This is a genomic window from Enterobacter sp. R-25, assembly GCF_049913205.1.
GTDB lineage: Bacteria > Pseudomonadota > Gammaproteobacteria > Enterobacterales > Enterobacteriaceae > Enterobacter > Enterobacter ludwigii.
Window position 1 is genome coordinate 1,076,741 of the sequence record NZ_CP183982.1, and the last position, 19,096, is coordinate 1,095,836.

The 19,096-nt window shown below is 56.4% G+C and carries 20 protein-coding genes; 6 read left to right on the forward strand and 14 right to left on the reverse strand.

The window, feature by feature from the left end:
- The first annotated feature begins 69 nt into the window (after nucleotides 1–69).
- Both fetA and fetB read left to right on the forward strand, forming a co-directional pair.
- Nucleotides 70–741 carry an iron efflux ABC transporter ATP-binding subunit FetA gene (fetA, locus tag ACN9MQ_RS05085; protein WP_044868016.1) on the forward strand — a complete coding sequence of 224 codons (672 nt, stop codon included), beginning with the start codon at nucleotides 70–72 and terminating at the stop codon, nucleotides 739–741.
- On the forward strand, nucleotides 734–1,516 hold the full coding sequence (gene fetB / locus ACN9MQ_RS05090; protein ID WP_020885171.1) for an iron efflux ABC transporter permease subunit FetB: 783 nt from the start codon (nucleotides 734–736) through the stop codon (nucleotides 1,514–1,516). The genes fetA and fetB overlap by 8 nt, the downstream gene beginning before the upstream one ends.
- Before the next feature lie 49 nt (nucleotides 1,517–1,565).
- On the opposite strand, the gene ACN9MQ_RS05095 is transcribed toward fetB, so the two are convergent.
- From ACN9MQ_RS05095 to tesA, 3 genes are read right to left on the reverse strand one after another with little or no spacing between them, the layout of a single operon-like run.
- The gene (locus ACN9MQ_RS05095; RefSeq protein WP_050737449.1) at nucleotides 1,566–2,420 is read right to left on the reverse strand and encodes a co-chaperone YbbN; all 855 of its coding nucleotides are present in this window, start codon (nucleotides 2,418–2,420) and stop codon (nucleotides 1,566–1,568) included.
- Between the two features lie 58 nt (nucleotides 2,421–2,478).
- A complete protein-coding gene (locus ACN9MQ_RS05100) occupies nucleotides 2,479–3,288 on the reverse strand; it encodes an SDR family oxidoreductase (RefSeq protein ID WP_014168929.1) in 810 nt (269 codons plus the stop codon).
- Nucleotides 3,278–3,901 (reverse strand): multifunctional acyl-CoA thioesterase I/protease I/lysophospholipase L1, encoded by a 624-nt coding sequence (tesA, locus tag ACN9MQ_RS05105; protein ID WP_025206538.1) that lies wholly within the window; start codon nucleotides 3,899–3,901, stop codon nucleotides 3,278–3,280. Before tesA ends, ACN9MQ_RS05100 begins: the two co-directional genes overlap by 11 nt.
- Here tesA and ybbA point away from each other — a divergent pair.
- The 3 genes from ybbA to ACN9MQ_RS05120 all read left to right on the forward strand — a co-directional run bounded on the left by ybbA (nucleotide 3,872) and on the right by ACN9MQ_RS05120 (nucleotide 8,297).
- A complete protein-coding gene (ybbA, locus tag ACN9MQ_RS05110) occupies nucleotides 3,872–4,558 on the forward strand; it encodes a putative ABC transporter ATP-binding protein YbbA (RefSeq protein WP_068795147.1) in 687 nt (228 codons plus the stop codon). The genes tesA and ybbA overlap by 30 nt on opposite strands.
- Complete coding sequence (gene ybbP / locus ACN9MQ_RS05115; protein ID WP_086463096.1) at nucleotides 4,555–6,969, forward strand: putative ABC transporter permease subunit YbbP; 2,415 nt, start codon at nucleotides 4,555–4,557, stop codon at nucleotides 6,967–6,969. Before ybbA ends, ybbP begins: the two co-directional genes overlap by 4 nt.
- A 182-nt stretch (nucleotides 6,970–7,151) precedes the next feature.
- Nucleotides 7,152–8,297 carry a porin gene (locus ACN9MQ_RS05120; protein WP_014168933.1) on the forward strand — a complete coding sequence of 382 codons (1,146 nt, stop codon included), beginning with the start codon at nucleotides 7,152–7,154 and terminating at the stop codon, nucleotides 8,295–8,297.
- 71 nt (nucleotides 8,298–8,368) lie between these two features.
- Here the strand turns inward: ACN9MQ_RS05120 and mnmH are convergent, their stop codons facing one another.
- From mnmH to ppiB, 6 genes are all read right to left on the reverse strand, one after another.
- Nucleotides 8,369–9,439: a tRNA 2-selenouridine(34) synthase MnmH gene (gene mnmH / locus ACN9MQ_RS05125; protein WP_068795145.1), complete on the reverse strand. Its 1,071-nt coding sequence runs from the start codon at nucleotides 9,437–9,439 to the stop codon at nucleotides 8,369–8,371.
- An 84-nt stretch (nucleotides 9,440–9,523) separates the two neighbouring features.
- Entirely contained in the window at nucleotides 9,524–10,591 is a 1,068-nt protein-coding gene (gene purK, locus ACN9MQ_RS05130; protein ID WP_025204827.1) for a 5-(carboxyamino)imidazole ribonucleotide synthase, read from the reverse strand.
- Nucleotides 10,588–11,097 carry a 5-(carboxyamino)imidazole ribonucleotide mutase gene (gene purE / locus ACN9MQ_RS05135; RefSeq protein WP_020885164.1) on the reverse strand — a complete coding sequence of 170 codons (510 nt, stop codon included), beginning with the start codon at nucleotides 11,095–11,097 and terminating at the stop codon, nucleotides 10,588–10,590. The genes purK and purE overlap by 4 nt, the downstream gene beginning before the upstream one ends.
- Before the next feature lie 212 nt (nucleotides 11,098–11,309).
- On the reverse strand, nucleotides 11,310–11,519 hold the full coding sequence (locus ACN9MQ_RS05140) for a YdgH/BhsA/McbA-like domain containing protein (RefSeq protein ID WP_040021483.1): 210 nt from the start codon (nucleotides 11,517–11,519) through the stop codon (nucleotides 11,310–11,312).
- A gap of 137 nt (nucleotides 11,520–11,656) precedes the next feature.
- Nucleotides 11,657–12,379: a UDP-2,3-diacylglucosamine diphosphatase gene (lpxH, locus tag ACN9MQ_RS05145; RefSeq protein ID WP_426021407.1), complete on the reverse strand. Its 723-nt coding sequence runs from the start codon at nucleotides 12,377–12,379 to the stop codon at nucleotides 11,657–11,659.
- 3 nt (nucleotides 12,380–12,382) lie between these two features.
- Nucleotides 12,383–12,877, reverse strand: a complete 495-nt coding sequence (gene ppiB / locus ACN9MQ_RS05150; protein ID WP_014168939.1) for a peptidylprolyl isomerase B — start codon at nucleotides 12,875–12,877, stop codon at nucleotides 12,383–12,385.
- 174 nt (nucleotides 12,878–13,051) lie between these two features.
- Here ppiB and cysS point away from each other — a divergent pair, with 174 nt between their 5' ends.
- On the forward strand, nucleotides 13,052–14,437 hold the full coding sequence (gene cysS, locus ACN9MQ_RS05155) for a cysteine--tRNA ligase (protein ID WP_020885161.1): 1,386 nt from the start codon (nucleotides 13,052–13,054) through the stop codon (nucleotides 14,435–14,437).
- 78 nt (nucleotides 14,438–14,515) lie between these two features.
- Here the strand turns inward: cysS and ACN9MQ_RS05160 are convergent, their stop codons facing one another.
- From ACN9MQ_RS05160 to folD, 5 genes are all read right to left on the reverse strand, one after another.
- Nucleotides 14,516–15,037, reverse strand: coding sequence for a metal-dependent hydrolase (locus tag ACN9MQ_RS05160; RefSeq protein WP_025204825.1), 522 nt, complete (start codon nucleotides 15,035–15,037; stop codon nucleotides 14,516–14,518).
- Between the two features lie 72 nt (nucleotides 15,038–15,109).
- Nucleotides 15,110–16,126, reverse strand: coding sequence for a Mal regulon transcriptional regulator MalI (gene malI / locus ACN9MQ_RS05165; RefSeq protein ID WP_014168942.1), 1,017 nt, complete (start codon nucleotides 16,124–16,126; stop codon nucleotides 15,110–15,112).
- 84 nt (nucleotides 16,127–16,210) lie between these two features.
- Entirely contained in the window at nucleotides 16,211–17,710 is a 1,500-nt protein-coding gene (locus ACN9MQ_RS05170; RefSeq protein WP_014168943.1) for a PTS transporter subunit EIIC, read from the reverse strand.
- Nucleotides 17,711–17,929: 219 nt separating this feature from the next.
- Nucleotides 17,930–18,142: a ribosome-associated protein YbcJ gene (ybcJ, locus tag ACN9MQ_RS05175; RefSeq protein ID WP_014168944.1), complete on the reverse strand. Its 213-nt coding sequence runs from the start codon at nucleotides 18,140–18,142 to the stop codon at nucleotides 17,930–17,932.
- A 1-nt stretch (nucleotide 18,143) separates the two neighbouring features.
- Nucleotides 18,144–19,010 carry a bifunctional methylenetetrahydrofolate dehydrogenase/methenyltetrahydrofolate cyclohydrolase FolD gene (gene folD / locus ACN9MQ_RS05180; RefSeq protein WP_014168945.1) on the reverse strand — a complete coding sequence of 289 codons (867 nt, stop codon included), beginning with the start codon at nucleotides 19,008–19,010 and terminating at the stop codon, nucleotides 18,144–18,146.
- Nucleotides 19,011–19,096: the final 86 nt, after the last annotated feature.

The window sequence follows — 19,096 nt, forward strand, 5'->3', positions numbered from 1 at the left end:
TATTCGCGCTGCGTTCGTGAAAGGATTATTCTACGCGTGGTTGCAATAAAGGTGGTTACAGGATGCATGATGAACAATAAAAATACGCTCTTGCAGGTCAGGGATGTCGGTTTTCGTGTGGCAAATACCACGATCCTTCAGCATGTCGATTTTTGTCTTTCCCCGGGTGAGTTCAAACTGATAACAGGGCCGTCAGGCTGTGGTAAAAGCACGTTATTAAAGATTGTCGCTTCACTGCTCAGCCCCACTGAGGGCGCTATTCTGTTTGAAGGGCAGGATATCGCGACACAGTCGCCAGAAAGCTATCGTCAGCAGGTCTCTTACTGCGTGCAAACCCCTTCGCTGTTTGGGGACACGGTTTATGACAACCTGGTCTTTCCGTGGCAAATCCGTCATAAAACGCCGGAGCCAGAAAAATTTATCGCCGATCTGGCCCGCTTTGGCCTGTCGAAAGAGACGCTGACTAAATCCATCAATGAATTATCGGGCGGCGAAAAGCAGCGCGTTTCGCTGATTCGCAATCTGCAGTTTTTGCCGAAGATATTGTTACTGGACGAGATCACCAGCGCGCTGGATGAGGTGAACAAACGCAACGTTAACGAGATTATTCATCGTTACGCAAGCGAGCAGAATATTGCCGTGCTGTGGGTTACGCACGATTCAAACGAAATTACCCATGCGGATGATGTCATTACGCTTGAGCCGCAGGGCGGGAAAATGCAGGAGGCAAACCGTGGGTGAGCATAATATTACGAATACGTCGCTGGCGTTTTCGATGGTGCTGGTACTGATCGCTATTGTGGTGAGCTACCGGGAAAAGCTGGGCCTGGAGAAAGATATTATCTGGAGTATCTGCCGCGCGGTTATCCAGCTCATTATTGTCGGCTATGTGCTGAAGTATATTTTTAACGTCAACCACGCGGTGCTGACGCTCCTGATGGTGCTCTTTATCTGCTTTAACGCGGCGTGGAACGCGCAGAAACGCAGTAAGTATATCGATAAGGCGTTTGTCTCATCGTTTATCGCCATTACAACCGGGACGGCGCTGACGCTGGCGGTGCTGGTGGTGTCCGGCTCAATCGAGTTTACGCCGATGCAGGTTATCCCTATTTCCGGGATGATTGCGGGGAACGCTATGGTGGCTGTAGGACTGTGTTACAACAACCTCGGCCAGCGATTTAGCAGTGAACAACAGAAGCTGCAGGAGAAATTAAGTCTGGGGGCGACACCGAAAATGGCCTCGGCGGTACTGATCCGCGACAGCATCCGCTCGTCGCTGATCCCAACGGTGGATTCCGCAAAAACGGTTGGGCTGGTTAGCCTGCCGGGAATGATGTCCGGGTTAATTTTTGCCGGTATCGATCCGGTCAAAGCCATTAAATATCAGATCATGGTGACCTTTATGCTGCTCTCTACGGCCAGCCTGTCGACCATCATTGCCTGCTATTTAACCTATCGGAAGTTCTACAACGCGCGCCATCAGCTGGTGGTGACGCAGTTGAAAAAGGCGGGGTGACCGCCTCTTTTGCAGGCCCGGTGAGCGCAAACGGCACCGGGCCTGTTCATCAGTAGAGCAGGGCGTACAGCTGACGGCGGTACGTCGACGCCAGCGCATCGCCGGTGCCCAGCGCGGCCAGGATCTCCTGGAACATTTTCCGCGCCTGACCGTCGGCGGCACCCAGATCGTTTTGCAGATGGCTGAACAGCAGTGCCAGCGCTTCTTCGTTACGTCCCACCTGATGCAGCTGCAGCGCCAGCTGGCTTGCCAGCGCGGCATTGGTCGGGTTATCGGCAACCTGCTGTTGAAGCTGCTGGATCTCCGGCGTATCCGCCGCCTGTTTCAGCAGATCGATCTGCGCGACCAGACCCTGATAACGGGTATCCTGATCCTGCAGTGGAATGGTCTTCAGCACAGCTTCCGCATCGTCGGAACGGTGCAGGGCAATCTGCGTTTCCGCGAGGAGCAGGCCAATCTGGCTGTCCTGTTTCGACAGCTGCCACGCCTCTTTGAGCAGCGGCAGCGCTTCGTCGTATTTGCCTTCCTGCATCAGTCCCATGGCTTCCTGCGCCTTCAGCTCTTCCTCGCGCGGCAGGACTTTATCCAGCAGGGCACGGATCGCTTCTTCAGGCTGTGGCCCCTGGAAGCCATCAACAGGTTGCCCATTCTGGAACAGATAGACGGTAGGAATCGCGCGCAGGCCAAACTGAGACGCCACCATAGGCTCAGCGTCACAATCCAGCTTGGCGAGAATGAACTGGCCATTGTATTGCGCGGCAAGGCTTTCGAGTACCGGCGTCAGCTGCAGACAGTGTTGACTACGCTCAGACCAGAAGTAGAACAGCACCGGTTTGGTCATGGACTGTTCGAGGGTCTGTTGCAGGTTTGCTTCAGTAATATTGACGATATTCTGTACGGACATGCGGCCTTCTCTTTTATCGGTTTGTTATTTACATGGGGGTTAGCGACGACGCTTCAACTCAACCGTGTAAAATTTTGTCCATCATCCGGCCCGGCAGCAGGCGTTTTAACCAGCCTACCGCATGGGTTACCAGCGTCACCGGATAGCGCATTTTTGGGTTTTCGCTCTCAAAAGCATGGCGCACTTTAGCGACGACTGCTTCCGGCCCGAGCGTAAAGCGTGCGGCGATACCGGGGTTTTCGACCGGTTTATCCGCCTGGGTCTGGTTAACGTTTTCCGTAAAGCGGGTGCGGATAGGGCCCGGCTCAATCAGGCTGACCTTAATGCCGCTGTGACGCAACTCCATGCGCAGGGCATCGGACCAGGCCTCCAGCGCATATTTGCTGGCGGCATAGGCCCCGCGGCCCGGGGTTGAAATCAGCCCCATCACGGAGGAGGTCATCACAATGCGTCCTTCACCGTGCGGCAGCATGGCGGGGAGCAGGCGCATGGTAAGCTGATGGACGCCAAAGAAATTGGTGGAAAACTGTTTTTCCAGCTGCTCGCGGGTGAGCGTGTCCAGGGGACCATACACGCCGTAACCGGCATTGTTAAAAAGGCCGTACAGACGGTTGTCGGTCAGGGCCAGCACCTCATCGGCTGCGCGTTCCACGCTTTCCGGTGAGTCTAAATCCAGTAACACACCGGTAAAGCCCAGCCCGTTCATGCGTTCGACGTCGTCGGGTTTACGGCAGGCCGCCAGTACCCAATATCCCTGACGCTTCAATTCGAGTGCACTTTCAAGACCGATTCCGCTGGAACATCCTGTAATTAAGACCGATTTTTGCATAACTTTACCTGTCAGGATCTCCGCTGAATTAGGAGTCATGTTTAACTAAAGGGGCCAGCCGTGTTGCCATCCAGTCGGCAATAAACGGCTGCGCATCGCGATTGGGGTGGATCCCATCGTCTTGCATCCACTGGGGTTTGAGATAGACCTCTTCCATAAAAAATGGCAGCAGCGGAATATCAAACTCGTTGGCAAGCTTTGGGTAGATCGCGCTAAAGGCTTCATTATACCGACGTCCATAGTTGGCGGGCAGGCGAATTTGCATCAGCAGCGGTTGCGCGTTCGCGGCCTTAATATCCTTAAGGATCGTGCGCAGGGTCTGTTCCGTTTGCTGAGGCTGGAAACCACGCAAGCCATCATTACCGCCCAACTCAACCAGCACCCATCGCGGTTGATGCTGTTTGAGCAAGGCTGGCAGGCGCGACAAGCCTTGCTGCGAGGTATCACCGCTGATGCTGCCATTAATAACCGTTGTCTTACTCTGCCATTTGTCATTGAGCAGAGCTGGCCAGGCCGCGTTGGCCGCCATGCGATAGCCTGCACTCAGGCTGTCACCGAGAACCAGTAACGTGTCCGCTGCCGCCGCGCGGAAGGTCATCAGGATTAAAAACAGGAAGGGCAAATGCCAGCGGAAAACATTGTTGAAGTTCATCGTCTTAAGAAGTCCGTCGGTCAGGGGGAACACGAGCTTTCCATCCTCACCGGAGTTGAACTCGTTGTCAAACGCGCCGAAACCATTGCGCTGATTGGCGAGTCCGGCTCCGGGAAGTCCACGCTCCTGGCCATTTTAGCCGGTCTGGACGACGGCAGCAGTGGAGAGGTCAACCTGGTCGGGCAACCGCTGCATCAGCTTGATGAAGAGGCGCGTGCTGCGCTCCGCGCTCGTCATATCGGGTTTGTCTTTCAGTCCTTCATGCTGATCCCGACGCTCAATGCGCTGGAAAACGTTGAACTGCCGGCGCTACTGCGCGGCGAGAACAGCCGTGAAAGTCGCGCCCACGCGAAGGCATTGCTGGAGCAACTAGGGCTGGGCAAACGCCTCGACCATCTTCCGGCGCAGCTTTCCGGCGGGGAGCAACAGCGTGTGGCCCTGGCCCGGGCGTTTAACGGCCGCCCGGACGTGCTGTTTGCGGATGAGCCTACCGGAAACCTCGACCGAAAGACCGGGGATAAAATTGCCGACCTGCTTTTTTCGCTCAACCGCGAACACGGGACCACGCTGATTCTGGTGACCCACGATCCGCAACTGGCTGCCCGCTGCGACCGTCGCCTGCGGCTGGTTAACGGTGAACTGCAGGAGGAAGCATGATTGCCCGCTGGTTCTGGCGCGAATGGCGCTCGCCCACGCTGTTGATTGTCTGGATGGCGTTAAGCCTGGCGGTAGCCTGCGTGCTGGCGCTGGGCAGCGTCAGCGATCGCATGGAGAAAGGGTTAAGCCAGCAAAGCCGCGAGTTTATGGCCGGAGACAGGGCGCTGCAAAGCTCGCGTCCCGTCCCGCCGGGCTGGCTTGAGGAGGCGCGTAAGCGTGGACTGAAGGTGGGGGAACAGCTGAGCTTTCAGACCATGACCTTTGCCGGCGATACGCCGCAGCTGGCGAGCGTCAAAGCCGTCGACGACCTTTACCCGCTGTACGGTGAACTGCAGACCAGCCCGCCTGGCTTAAAGCCGAAACCGGGCACGGTGCTGCTGGCGCCACGTTTAATGGCGCTGCTGAACCTGAAAACGGGTGACAGCATCGACGTGGGTGACGCCACGTTCCGTATCGCCGGGGAAGTGGTTCAGGAACCTGACTCCGGCTTTAACCCGTTCCAGCTTGCCCCGCGCTTGCTGATGAATACCGCTGATGTGGCGAATACCCATGCCGTGCAGCCGGGAAGCCGCGTCACCTGGCGCTATAAGTTTGCGGGAACGCCCGCCCAGCTTGACGCGTATGAAAAATGGCTGCTGCCGCAGTTAAAACCAGAGCACCGCTGGTACGGACTGGAGCAGGACGAAGGGGCGCTTGGTAAATCTCTCGAACGTTCTCAGCAGTTCCTGCTGCTTTCAGCGCTGTTAACCCTGCTGTTGGCCGTGGCGGCGGTGGCGGTGGCCATGGGGCACTACTGCCGCAGCCGATACGATCTGGTGGCGATCCTCAAAACCCTCGGCGCGGGCAGCGCCCAGCTGCGTAAGCTGATTGTCGGCCAGTGGCTGATGCTGCTGGTGTTGTCAGCACTCACCGGTGGGGCGATGGGGCTGCTGTTTGAAAAGCTGCTGATGGTCATGCTGAAACCGGTACTGCCTGCCGCACTTCCACCGGCCAGCCTCTGGCCGTGGCTGTGGGCGATTGGCGCGATGATGGTGATCTCGGTGCTGGTGGGGCTTCGCCCGTACCGGCTGTTGCTCGCGACGCAGCCGCTGCGCGTGCTGCGCCGTGACGTGGTGGCCAACGTCTGGCCGCTGAAGTTCTATCTTCCTGTCATTGTTGCGGTTTCGGTTGGGTTGTTGGCCTGGCTGATGGGCGGCAGCACGCTGCTGTGGGCCGTACTGGCCGGGGCGGTGGTGCTGGCGCTGCTGTGTGGTGTGGTCGGCTGGGTGCTCCTTAATGTGCTTAAAAAGCTGACGGTGAAGTCGCTTCCCGTGCGGCTGGCGGTGAACCGTCTGCTGCACCAGCCCTGGTCTACGCTGAGTCAGCTGTCTGCCTTTTCGCTGTCGTTTATGCTGCTGGCACTGCTGCTGGTGCTGCGCGGCGATCTGCTGGAGCGCTGGCAACAGCAGCTTCCGCCGGAAAGCCCGAACTATTTCCTGATCAATATCGCCCCTGAGCAGGTGACACCGCTGAAGACGTTCCTGGCGGAACACCAGATTGTGCCGGAGTCGTTCTACCCCATCGTCCGCGCGCGTCTGACGCAGATCAACGGCCAGTCCACGGAGGGAAACAAGGATGAATCGCTTAACCGCGAACTGAACCTGACCTGGCAGGAGAAACGTCCAGATCACAACCCGATTACCGCCGGCAGCTGGCCGCCGAAAGCGGGAGAAGTCTCGATGGAAGAGGGGCTGGCGACGCGCCTGAACGTCAGGCTGGGCGACAGCGTGACTTTTACCGGCGATACCCAGGACTTTAGCGCTAAGGTCACCAGCCTGCGTAAGGTGGACTGGGAAAGCCTGCGGCCGAACTTCTTCTTTATTTTCCCCGCAGGCGCACTGGACGGACAGCCGCAAAGCTGGCTCACCAGTTTCCGCTGGGAAAACGGCAACGGTATGCTGACCCGGCTGAACCGCGAATTTCCGACGGTCAGCCTGCTGGATATTGGCGCGATCCTTAAACAGGTCGGGCAGGTGCTGGAGCAGGTCAGCCGGGCACTGGAGGTTATGGTGGTGCTGGTGACGATCTGCGGCGTACTGTTGCTGCTGGCCCAGGTGCAGGTCGGGATGCGGCAGCGTCATCAGGAGCTGGTGGTCTATCGCACGCTCGGGGCGAGTAAGCGACTGCTGCGCACCACGCTGTGGAGCGAGTTTGCCCTGCTGGGGCTGGTCTCGGGTCTGGTGGCGGCGATGGGTGCTGAGACGGCGTTAGCCGTGCTGCAGACCCGGGTCTTCGATTTCCCGTGGGAGCCTGACTGGCGACTGTGGTTCACGCTGCCGGTCTGCGGTGCGGTGCTGCTGTCGCTGTGCGGCGGCTGGCTCGGCACGCGATTGCTAAAAGGCAAAGCGCTGTTCCGTCAGTTTGCCAGTTAGTTCAAATCCGTGATAATTACGCACCGGTTTATCTGCTGGTGCGTAATAATTTAGCAGCACAAATCGGTAATACCCATGCGTTTAGTAGCACAAAACATTAAAAACCCGCGCACACAGCAAGATTATTTCCAGTTAATATTCACCTGCTAAATATTTAGCAGCGTGTCTATAAAGGAAAAATAATGACTATAAAAAAATCAGCGCTGGCAGTAACAATTGGCGCAGCAGTGGCATTGACCTCCTTCGCATCTCAGGCGGAAATCACGGTTCTTAAACAAGACCCTCAGGCGGGTAACCCGCTGAGCCGTCTTAACTTTACCGTTGGCGGCAGTATTCGTCCTCAGTTCAACATGATGACGGGCGACGGCGATAAAGGCTCCTACAAACGTAATGGCTTCGACGGCGGCACCCGTTTCCGTTTCGCAGCAGATTACTATCTGTTTGATGACATCAGCTGGATCAGCTACTACGAGCTGGGTGTGAACATTCCGGCGCTGTTCAACTGGGATAATCACTACGCTGAAGGTGCTAACGACACCTCTCGCCGTATGCTGTACACCGGTCTGAAGAGCGACACCTGGGGTACGCTGACCTTCGGTCAACAGAACAGCGTTTACTATGATGTGGTTGGCGTGAAAACCGATATCTGGGACTACGACATGATTGGTCAGGCTCCAGGTAACGGGATCAACGGTGACTACGACGGCTCTTATCGTTCACGCAAAATGCTGAAATATAAGAAAACCGTAGGCGATGCGGATATCTATGCATCCTACCTGTTTGAAGACAGCGAATACCTGCCGGGCAATGGCCTGCGTTACAAACGTAAAGGCGGCGGTTCACTGGGTCTGGATTACCACCTGACCACCGATCTGACCTGGGGCGCAGCGTGGAACTACACCCGCGCGGACATGCGTAACCCGGACAACGGCGACAGCAAATCTTACGACCAGAATATCCTCGGTACCGCGCTGAGCTGGACGCCGGATAACTGGACCTTCTCGGCTGGCGGCGGCTGGTACCAGAACTTCCTGACCACCAAAAAAGTGTCTACTGACAACTACTTTGCCGGTGATGCATGGGGTATTGAATACTTCGCAGGGTACAAATTCCCAATCGATCAGTATGCGGTGAAATCCATCCAGCCTTACTTCATGGGTGACCGTATTGAGTACGTGAATGGTCGTAACTACCAGCGTATCGATAACGGCGTGGGTGTTAGCGTCCAGCTGGACTACGGTTTCCGTGTTGATTACGAACACGTGTTCACCTCCAGCACGGATAACCTGGGCGACATGAACCTGGTGCGTCTGCGTTACGACTTCTAAGTTCAGTCAGCAAGGGAGTCACCCCGATATGAAAACGGCAACCCTGGGTTGCCGTTTTTTTTGCGCGTGATTCAGCGATTGAGCCAGTCAGCCACGTCCTCAAACGTTCCGCGATACACAATCTTCTCCGCCTTTTTTGCCAGCTGCCAGGTGTACATCGGGTCGTAATAGTCGTTCAGCAGCGGGGCAAGCCAGCGCAAATGCGCGTCGGTGCTGCCAGAACGTTGTTGCTCCTGCAGGGCGGAATCCAGCAGCGCCGTAAAGTCTGCAAAGCGCTGCAGCCCCAGACGGCGGCGAATGGCAAACAGGCCGTGGTGCAGGTATTCGCTGTACGCGTTCCAGCCCGCCTCTTCGCCAAAGGCAGCAGAAAAATCCGCCCACATATGGTCGAAATACTCTTCACGCAGGCGTTCAAGACGGACATCAAACGGGTCTTCTACTACCACAACAGGCGCCTGAACCATGCGGTCTCGCAGGCATTCCGGCAGGTGGTTGGAGCCAATCATCCGCCCTTCATCCTCCAGCACCCAGCGTGCGGCCTCTTTTTTCAACAGCACGACGGCGAGCTGATTTTCGAAGCTCGCCTGCGAAAGCTGTGGTGTAAGCGTGCGGCCAAACGACGAGCCGCGATGGTGCGCCAGCCCTTCCAGATCCACGCCCTGCGCGTGCTGTTTCACCAGCAACGTTTTGCCGCTCCCGGTACAGCCGCCGATCAGCACCATCGGTTTTTGCACCTGCTCAGCGGTTACCTCAATCGCGGTCTGACGCAGCGCTTTATAGCCGCCTGCGATCAGCGGGTAATCCACGCCGCGCGCTTTCAACCAGGCCTGAGTGATATGCGAGCGTTGACCGCCACGCGCGCAGCAGAGGTAGCCGGTGGGGTGGGAGAGACAGGCTTCGCGCCAGGCGTTAATGCGCATCTCACGGGTACTGCCTGCGACCAGGCTATGGCCGAGAGCAAGCGCAGCGTCCGGCCCCTGGCGTTTATAGCAGGTACCGACGGCGGCGCGTTCATCATCGTTCATCAGAGGCAGGTTGATTGCCGCAGGCATCGCGCCCTGGGCGAATTCGATCGGCGCGCGAACGTCGATTAAAGGGGTATCGGATGCGAGGATCGCGCGATAGTCCGTTCCATCGTTCATGGTTTTTCCAGAAGAAAACTAAGCTGCAATGGGCGGGGATTGTACGCCGGGGAGGGGGAAGGTCAACTCCCCGGCAGAGGAGTATTACTTAAGCTTTGATTGCGCCCAGATAATTCCGCTCGCGTATTCCGGCGGCAGGAGAGGAATAATCGCTTCCAGCGTGGCGCCCAGACGATCGGTGTCGGTATCGTTCAGGTTCAGGTGACCGACCTTACGACCCGGACGCACCTCTTTGTCATACCAGTGCAGATGCACCAGCGGCAGCTTGAGCCAGTCGTAGTTCAGATCGGTACCGATCAGGTTGATCATCACCGACGGGCTGTTCACCACCGGCTGCGGCAGCGGCAGGTCAGTGATGGCGCGCAGGTGCAGCTCGAACTGGCTGATGGACGCCCCGTTTTGGGTCCAGTGACCGCTGTTGTGAACGCGCGGTGCCAGTTCGTTAATCAGCAGACCGGACGGCGTGACAAAACACTCCATCGCCATGACGCCGACGTAACCGAGTTCGTGCATGATGGCAGAGAGCATCTCTTCTGCCTGCGCCTGCTGTTCAGCACTGGCCTGCGGGAATGCAACGCTGGTACGCAGGATCCCGTCCTGATGCAGGTTATGCGTCAGCGGATAAAAAACGGTATGGCCGTCCTGCCCGCGAGCGCCCACCAGCGAGACTTCACCGCTGAAGTTAATGCCCTGCTCAACGATGCACTCCCCGTAGCAATCGTCCGGCAGCTCGTGAGTGTCATCGGCGCGCAGACGCCACTGTCCACGACCGTCGTACCCGCCGACGCGACGCTTCACAATTGCCAGCTCGCCCAGCATTGCGAATACATCCTTCCACTCGCTTTTATCGGACAACAGCTGCCACGGCGCAGTCGGCAGCCCGAGCTTATCGAACAGCTGCTTTTGCGTCAGACGGTCAGCAATAATGGGAAAGACGTCGCGGTTAACGAAGGCATTGTGACGCGCCAGCTCGCGCGTCAGGGCCGTTTGTGGCCAGCGTTCAATCTCCGCGGTGATCACACTCTGGTGAAACGGCACGGCTTCCGGTTCGTCATCCAGCCCGACGGGCCAGACGGCAATACCCAGCGGCTCGCCGGCCTGACGCAGCATACGGCCTAACTGACCATTACCGAGGACACATACCTGCTTCATGCCGCACCCCGCGGGTCCGGATTGTCCAGCACCTCGTCGGTCTGGGCTTTACGCCAGTCCGCCAGACGCTGATGTAACGCTTTATCGTGAGTCGCCAGGATCTGCGCGGCGAGCAGGGCAGCGTTGGCAGCGCCCGCTTTACCAATGGCCAGCGTGCCGACCGGAATGCCACGCGGCATCTGAACGATGGAATAGAGGCTATCGACACCACTTAACGCAGCGCTTTGCACCGGAACACCCAGAACCGGTACCAGCGTTTTGGCGGCAATCATGCCTGGCAGATGTGCTGCGCCGCCCGCACCGGCAATGATCACCTCATAACCCTTCTCTTCGGCGCTTTCGGCGAAGCTGAACAGTTTGTCCGGTGTACGGTGTGCGGAGACCACTTCAACGTGGTGCGGAACATTCAGGATTTCAAAGATTTCGGCGGTGAACTGCATGGTAGCCCAGTCGCTTTTGGACCCCATCACGATGGCGACACGCGCCGGATTATTGCGGGAAGACATGCGTCTTAAAACTCCTGTGGTGCGAAACACACTGCTTTCGAGGGCACAGAGAATAGCATGTAATAGGGGCAAGGAAAACGGTTGCGCGGTTAAAAACTGAGCCGTTGTGGCCCTCAGGAGATAACAAAACAGACCGCGTTCTGGCGGTCTGTTTTATCAGGCATCGATGTGCTTTGATGTGCTTTTGACGGGCGGCACGGTCAGCAGACGTCTTATTTAGTCAGTTCTGCCGTCATGTGAACGCGGTTGTTAAACTGAGCGCTGGTGATTTTGTAAGACGCGCCCTGTTCAGCAGCCTGAGCGGCAATTTTCGCTTCTGCGCGGTCAAGGGTAGAGGCCGTGGCGCTGACGCTCTGAGCAAAAGAACCGAAAGAGATCAGAGAGAGTGCGGCAACAGCAACGAAAATTTTGATGGATTTCATGGTCGTATTCCTTAAATTTTTTATCTGGGATAGGGCGTGTTGCCCTGATGTGATAAATAATAGGCCGACCACGGGCTGATTAAAATCGAAACAATTTGCCGATATTGTTCAAAAAAATAGAATGATTTTTTGGCGGGTTAAAACGGGAAAGCGATCAGTTCCACACCGTCAGGCGTGACGCTGACCATAGAACCTTCGCTGTGCCAGGCCCCCAGGACGACGCGGTGGGCCGCTTCGCCGTTGGCGGTAAGGGTATGCACATCGGGACGATGAGTATGACCGTGGATCAACCACTGAACGCGGTGTTTTTCCATGACCCTGACTACCGCCTGGGGATTAACGTCCATAATGGCCATGGATTTTCCGCTGTTGGCGGCCTTACTGTCTGCACGCATTCTGGCTGCGATCCGCTTGCGGAGAAACAGCGGCAGAGCCAGGAATAGTTTTTGGATCCACGGGGTATGAACCTTAGCGCGAAACGCCTGATAGCCGGTGTCGTCAGTGCAAAGTGTGTCACCGTGCATGATTAACACCTTTCGGCCATAAAGGTCGAGTACCTGCTCTTCCGGCAGTAGCGTCATGCCGCTTTCGCGGGCGTAGCGCTTGCCGAGCAGGAAATCACGATTGCCGTGGATAAAGAAGCAGGGGACGCCGGAATCGACCAGCGCGTTAATGGCAGCCGCCATCTCACGGTGCAGCGGGTTGGGATCGTCGTCGCCAATCCAGGCTTCAAACAGGTCACCCAGAATGTAAAGTGCATCGGCACTTTTCGCTTCACCGCGTAAAAAACGCAGAAAACCGGCGGTTATCGCCGGTTCTTCTGTTTGCAGGTGCAAATCTGCAATAAAGAGTGTCGCCACGAATTACTCGCTGACGGTCACGCTGTTAATCACGACGTCTTCTTTTGGAACGTCCTGATGCATGCCGCTGCGGCCGGTCGCCACGGCTTTGATTTTGTCGACTACGTCCATACCTTCAACCACTTCTGCGAAGACGCAGTAGCCCCAACCCTGCAGGCTTTCGCCGGAGAAGTTCAGGAAGTCGTTGTCAGCAACGTTGATGAAGAACTGGGCTGTTGCAGAGTGAGGAGCCTGCGTACGCGCCATCGCCAGCGTACCACGGGTGTTTTTCAGACCGTTGTTCGCTTCGTTTTTGATCGCTTCTTTCGTCGCTTTCTGGTTCATGCCAGGTTCGAAACCGCCGCCCTGGATCATAAAGCCGTTGATCACGCGGTGGAAAATAGTGTTGTTGTAGAAACCTTCGCGGCAGTAGTCCAGGAAGTTTTTAACTGTTTCAGGCGCTTTGTCATCAAAGGTTTTGATTACGATATCGCCATGATTAGTGTGGAAAGTAACCATTTTTGCATCCTGTTCCGTTATTGTGGTACGTCGACCCGCGTTTGGGTCATCTATAGGGGCTTGTTATAGCATAACCACAGGATGCGATCACCTTGCATTGTGTGCTGCTTCAGGTTTGAATTACAGGTAGAATAACCGGTTTTCAACCACACACGTGTTTACATGGAATCTTCGATGTTAAAAATCTTTAATACAATGACGCGCCAAAAAGAGGAATTTAAACCTATCCATGCCGGGGAAGTCGGCATGTACGTGTGTGGTATTACGGTTTACGATCTCTGTCATATCGGCCATGGCCGTACCTTTGTTGCTTTCGACGTTGTCTCGCGCTACCTGCGTTTTCTGGGCTACAACCTGAAATACGTGCGTAACATCACCGACATCGACGACAAAATCATCAAGCGTGCGAACGAAAATGGCGAAAGCTTTGTTGCGCTGGTGGATCGTATGATCGCGGAAATGCACAAAGATTTCGACGCCCTGAATATTCAGCGTCCGGACAGCGAGCCGCGTGCCACCCACCATATCCACGAAATTATCGACATCACCGAAAAGCTGATCGAACGTGGTCACGCCTATGTGGCCGATAACGGTGACGTGATGTTCTCCGTGCCGACTGACCCTACCTACGGTCAGCTTTCCCGTCAGGATCTGGATCAGCTGCAGGCCGGTGCGCGCGTTGATGTGGTGGACGTGAAGCGTAACCCGATGGACTTCGTGCTGTGGAAGATGTCCAAAGAGGGCGAACCAAGCTGGCCTTCCCCGTGGGGCGAAGGGCGTCCTGGCTGGCACATTGAGTGTTCGGCGATGAACTGCAAACAGCTGGGCAAACATTTCGATATTCACGGTGGCGGTTCGGATCTGATGTTCCCGCACCATGAAAACGAAATTGCACAGTCAACCTGTGCGCATGGCGGCGAGTACGTGAACTACTGGATGCACTCCGGTATGGTGATGGTGGACCGTGAGAAGATGTCTAAATCTCTGGGCAACTTCTTCACCGTGCGCGACGTGCTGAAATATTACGATGCGGAAACCGTGCGCTACTTCCTGATGTCTGGTCACTATCGCAGCCAGCTGAACTACAGCGAAGAGAACCTGAAACAGGCGCGTGCGGCGCTGGAGCGTCTGTACACTGCCCTGCGCGGTACCGATAAATCTGTACCCGCGGCAGGCGGTGAGGCGTTTGAAGCGCGCTTTATTGACGTGATGAACGATGACTTCAACACGCCGGAAGCCTACTCCGTGCTGTTTGATATGGCGCGTGAAGTTAACCGTCTGAAGTCAGAAGATATGGCGGCGGCGAATGCATTGGCCTCCCATCTGCGTAAGCTCTCTTCGGTACTGGGTCTGCTGGAGCAGGAACCGGATCTGTTCCTGCAAAGCGGTGCGCAGGCGGACGATAGCGAAGTGGCGGAGATTGAGCAACTTATCAACGCGCGTCTGGAAGCGCGTCAGGCGAAAGACTGGGCGGCAGCAGATGCCGCGCGTAACCGTCTGACGGAAATGGGCATCATTCTGGAAGATGGCCCGCAGGGAACCACCTGGCGTCGAAAATAATTCTGGTGCGCGCTGATGCCCTCTCCCACCGGGAGAGGGTGCAAATACTAAAACGGCAACTGGGTTGCCGTTTTGCTTTTACCTCCGCTTCCACCACAACAGCCCCATCAGCACAACCCCTGGCAGCCACACCCACAGCAGCTCCGACATAATCACCTGATGCCCGTAGGGCGTGGTATAGCGTGACAGCGCAAACGGCGCGACCTTAATGACCTGCCACGGTGCAAAAAACCGTTCATCTGACCACGGCCACAGCCAGCCGACGCCTTTCCCACCGGTGGTGATGGAATCCAGCAAGCTGTGCGACAGCAGAGACACGGTTAAGAACAGCCAGCAGCGGGTCAGGCTTGCCCGAAACCATCGTCGGCCCATCAGTACGCAAAGTATCGGCACCACAAAGGCAAACAGCAGGGAGTGGGTAAAGCCGCGGTGGCCGAACACATTGCCGTAGGCAACGCCGAACTTAAACGCCAGCACGTCGGCGTCCGGCAGCATGGCGAGGACGACGCCGGCAAACAGCAGGCGGGGAGGGATGATTTTACTTCCCAGGCCTAAACCCAGACACAAAGGCACTGCAGCGTGGGTGATAACGGTAGGCATTGCAATTATCCATGGCAAAGCAGGGAAATATAGCAGCGAATGGGCGCAATGAGGATGGTGTTAGCGTCTTATTTACGCCGATTCCCGGGCAATAAGCTGCCCGGAAAGGGTGATACGCTGTGTTTGCAGATCCGGCTCTTTTAACTTGCGGATGATCAACCCCGCCGCCTGACGCCCTGTCTCCTCACTGGCGGAGGAAACGTAGGTAAACGAGGGAGACGTCAGGTTCACGTGCAACATATCTTCAAAACCAACCAGCGCGACCTGCTGGGTGAGAAACACATCTTTCCCCACGGTGCGCCCCACCTGATGAATGCCGGAGATGGAGCCGATCATCGCATCCGGTGAGTGGCAGAGCAGGGCGGTAATGGTGTTGTTTTTTTCCAGCAGCTGGCGGGTGGCGAAACCTGCGGCCAGCGTGTCATCGCTACACGCAGGCGAGTATTCCTCACGCCAGACCAGGCCGTTCTGGGTCATCGCGCTGCGAAAGCCGAGCAGACGTTGCTCGCGGATAAGGCAGCCTTCACGACCCCCAATGTAGGCAATGTTGCGGTGTCCGCGCTCGATAAGATAACGCGCGGCAAGGTTCGCCGCCTGGCGGTTGTCGCGCATCACCAGATTGCATTTTTCATCCAGCAGGGACTGAGAGACCACCACCAGCGGCAGCGGGCACTGGCGGATGTGTTCCGGCAGCGAGGATGCCCGGGTATCAGAGGCCAGATAGATAACGCCGGCGACCCCCTGCTGTTTAAACGACAGCAGGCAGCGCTCAAGATGTTCATGGTCGTTCAGCGGCTGGCCGAGAAAAACCATATACCCCTGTCTCTCCAGCTCCTGGACGATGCTCGCCATCACCTTAATGGAAAAGCTGTCGCTAAAGTCGCGCAGGATCAGGCCGATCAGGTTGGAGGTGTTAGCGCGGAGGTTGGCAGCGGCGACGTTATGAACATAGCCCAGCGTAGTGATGGCAGCATTGACCTTCGCGATCGTTGCGTCTGAAATCTTCCCTTTCTGGCGCAGCACCAGCGACACGGTGGAGACCGAAACGCCCGCATGCTTTGCGACATCAATAATGCTGACTTTCTTCAAAACCGCTCCCTGAAATTTACCGATTATCAGCCAGATAAGACAACGTCCCCCAGCGTACAGGAGACGTGTCGTTCAGGCATCTTATTATTTGCCAATCATGGTGGACATGGTCTGGGCGATAAACTGTGCTCTGGCACCGAAAATCACCTGAATACCGTTATCACCGACGAACACTACGCCGCGGGCGCCAAGGCCGTTCAGACCGTCCTTATCAACTGCTTCACTTTTTGCCACTTCCAGGCGCAGACGGGTGATGCAGGAGCCGACGGAGTCGATGTTGTGCGCGCCGCCCAGCAGGTTGATGATCTCTGTAGCGAGTTCTGAATCTGACTTATCGTCCGCACTGGCGGTCACTTCTGTACGGCCCGGCGTTTTCACGTCGAAACGACGGATCACAAAGCGGAACGTGAAGTAGTAAATCAGGCCCATCGGAATGCCGATAATAATGGCGTTCAGGAAGTTGGTTTTGTAGCCGTTAAATGACGGCAGGATCCCGAACGACAGGTAGTCGATAAAGCCCGCAGAGAACGACTTGGCGATATGCGCATGCAGCAGATACATGGTCATGTACGCCAGACCGGCCATGATGGCGTTAAAGACGTACAGAATAGGGGCGACGAAGATAAAGGTAAATTCAACCGGCTCGGTGATCCCCGTCAGGAAGCAGGTGAGCGCCGCAGAGAATAAAATACCGGCCGCGATTTTCTTATTTTTGGTGTGCGCTTCGTGGTACATCGCCAGACACGCCGCAGGCAGCGCGAACAGCATCAGCGGGAATTCACCCTGCATGAACTTACCGGCGTTCTGGTAGCTGTCACTGCTGAAGGATTTGACCCCTTCTTCCAGCATCTTGAACCAGATGGTCTGGTCGCCGTGAATCACCTGACCGGCCTGGGTGGTGTAATCCCCAAACGAATACCAGAAAGAGGGATACCAGATGTGGTGCAGGCCGAGCGGGATCAGCGCACGTTCCACCAGACCAAAGATAAAGGTCGAGGCTGCCTGATTATCGCCATTAACCACCACGGAGAGCGCATCGATGCCCGCCTGGATATGCTGCCAGACATACGGCAACAGCAGGCCGAGCAGGAAAGAGAGAAACGCTGTCGCAATCGCCACAAAGCGTTTCCCGGAGAAGAACCCGAGGAACTCTGGCAGCTGCAGGGTGTGGAAACGGTTATAGCACCAGGCGGCGAGAATCCCGCAGATCAGGCCGCCGAAGACGCCCATCTGCAACGTCGGGATGCCGACCACCATCGCGTATTTGCCGCCCTGAGACGCCATTTCCGGCGTGATGCTCAAGACGGTGCTGATGGTGATGTTGGTGACAAACACCGAGACCGCCGCCGAGAGCGCGGCAATGCCGGACTCGGATGCCAGCCCCACGGCGGAACCAATGGCAAACAGCATCGGCAGGTTATCAAAGATAACCCCGCCCGCGTTCATCATCAGCGGCAGGTGAAACTTATCGCCAAAGGCCAGCAGCAGGCCCGCAGCGGGAAGCAGTGAAATTGGCAGCATTAACGCGCGACCAATCATCGATAATTTAGATAGCGATTTAACAAACCCTGATATCAGACTCATGCTGATTTCCCCCGAGTAGCGCTTTTTTTGGCGCTGTTATTGTAAGTAGAACGTTTTAGTAGAACGTTCTACTTATCGTGGGGAAAGAGTGAAAAACGCGCAACAGAATTTTCACTTTTCAACAGATGAAATAGTGATTATTTGAAGTCGATCGATAATTAACCGTGATGGGTGTGGGGAAATGTGGGTTCCCTCTCCCGACGGGAGAGGGGGAGAGCATCAGGCGGTCACCGTCACGGTTTGCCCTTCAAAGCTCACGGTCTGACCCGCGACAATTTTGCAGCGCTTGCGGGTTTCCACTGCGCCGTCCACCTTAACAAGCCCGTCGGCAATGGCGATTTTGGCCTGTGCGCCGCTTTCGGTCCAGCCTTCCAGCTTCAGCAGATCGCACAGCTCAACGTGCGGATGTTTACCTAATGAAAATGTGGCCATCTTACGCGTCCTCTACGTCGTGGTACTCTTCGCATGCCTGCAAAGTATTCTGAATCAGTGTGGCAACGGTCATCGGGCCTACGCCGCCCGGTACTGGGGTAATGTAAGAGGCGCGAGCCGCAGCATCTTCGTAAACCACGTCACCGACCACTTTCCCGTTTTCCAGACGGTTAATACCGACGTCCACAACGATCGCGCCTTCTTTAATCCATTCACCCGGAATAAAGCCCGGCTTCCCGACCGCCACGATCAGCAGATCGGCGTTTTCTACGTGATGACGCAGATTTTTGGTGAAGCGGTGGGTCACGGTGGTGGTGCAACCAGCGAGCAGCAGCTCCATGCTCATCGGACGGCCAACAATGTTTGATGCGCCAATGACCACGGCGTTCAGACCGTAGGTATCGATGTTATAACGCTCCAGCAGCGTAACGATTCCGCGCGGCGTGCACGGACGCAGACGAGGGGCGCGCTGGCACAGACGGCCCACGTTGTACGGGTGGAAACCGTCAACGTCTTTGTCGGGGGCGATACGTTCCAGCACCTTCACGTTGTCGATGCCGGCTGGCAGCGGCAGCTGAACCAGAATACCGTCGATCGCGTTGTCGGCATTCAGGGTATCAATAAGTTCCAGCAGCTCTGCTTCGCTGGTGGTTTCCGGCAAATCGTAAGAGCGGGAGACGAACCCCACCTCTTCACACGCTTTGCGTTTGCTGCCGACATAAATCTGCGATGCCGGGTTGCTGCCGACCAGCACAACGGCCAGCCCGGGGGCGCGTTTTCCGGCAGCTTTACGCGCCTTCACTTTTTCCGCGACCTCAGAGCGCACCTGCTGCGCAATCGTTTTACCGTCAATAATCTTTGCTGCCATCAGAGAGAAGATTCCGTCTGTAACGTTTGAAAGGGGGGATTGCCTGTATTTTGTCAGAAGCGAGCGCCGCTGTCAGTCACCCTTTG

Excerpts from the sequence above, each read along its gene's own strand:
- fetA (WP_044868016.1), top strand. The coding sequence starts at position 70 with ATGAACAATAAAAATACGCTCTTGCAGGTCAGGGATGTCGGTTTTCGT.
- ACN9MQ_RS05095 (WP_050737449.1), bottom strand. The coding sequence starts at position 2,420 with ATGTCCGTACAGAATATCGTCAATATTACTGAAGCAAACCTGCAACAG.
- ACN9MQ_RS05100 (WP_014168929.1), bottom strand. The coding sequence starts at position 3,288 with ATGACTCCTAATTCAGCGGAGATCCTGACAGGTAAAGTTATGCAAAAA.
- ybbA (WP_068795147.1), top strand. The coding sequence starts at position 3,872 with ATGCCAGCGGAAAACATTGTTGAAGTTCATCGTCTTAAGAAGTCCGTC.
- tesA (WP_025206538.1), bottom strand. The coding sequence starts at position 3,901 with ATGAACTTCAACAATGTTTTCCGCTGGCATTTGCCCTTCCTGTTTTTA.
- ybbP (WP_086463096.1), top strand. The coding sequence starts at position 4,555 with ATGATTGCCCGCTGGTTCTGGCGCGAATGGCGCTCGCCCACGCTGTTG.
- ACN9MQ_RS05120 (WP_014168933.1), top strand. The coding sequence starts at position 7,152 with ATGACTATAAAAAAATCAGCGCTGGCAGTAACAATTGGCGCAGCAGTG.
- mnmH (WP_068795145.1), bottom strand. The coding sequence starts at position 9,439 with ATGAACGATGGAACGGACTATCGCGCGATCCTCGCATCCGATACCCCT.
- purK (WP_025204827.1), bottom strand. The coding sequence starts at position 10,591 with ATGAAGCAGGTATGTGTCCTCGGTAATGGTCAGTTAGGCCGTATGCTG.
- purE (WP_020885164.1), bottom strand. The coding sequence starts at position 11,097 with ATGTCTTCCCGCAATAATCCGGCGCGTGTCGCCATCGTGATGGGGTCC.
- ACN9MQ_RS05140 (WP_040021483.1), bottom strand. The coding sequence starts at position 11,519 with ATGAAATCCATCAAAATTTTCGTTGCTGTTGCCGCACTCTCTCTGATC.
- ppiB (WP_014168939.1), bottom strand. The coding sequence starts at position 12,877 with ATGGTTACTTTCCACACTAATCATGGCGATATCGTAATCAAAACCTTT.
- cysS (WP_020885161.1), top strand. The coding sequence starts at position 13,052 with ATGTTAAAAATCTTTAATACAATGACGCGCCAAAAAGAGGAATTTAAA.
- ACN9MQ_RS05160 (WP_025204825.1), bottom strand. The coding sequence starts at position 15,037 with ATGCCTACCGTTATCACCCACGCTGCAGTGCCTTTGTGTCTGGGTTTA.
- ACN9MQ_RS05170 (WP_014168943.1), bottom strand. The coding sequence starts at position 17,710 with ATGAGTCTGATATCAGGGTTTGTTAAATCGCTATCTAAATTATCGATG.
- ybcJ (WP_014168944.1), bottom strand. The coding sequence starts at position 18,142 with ATGGCCACATTTTCATTAGGTAAACATCCGCACGTTGAGCTGTGCGAT.
- folD (WP_014168945.1), bottom strand. The coding sequence starts at position 19,010 with ATGGCAGCAAAGATTATTGACGGTAAAACGATTGCGCAGCAGGTGCGC.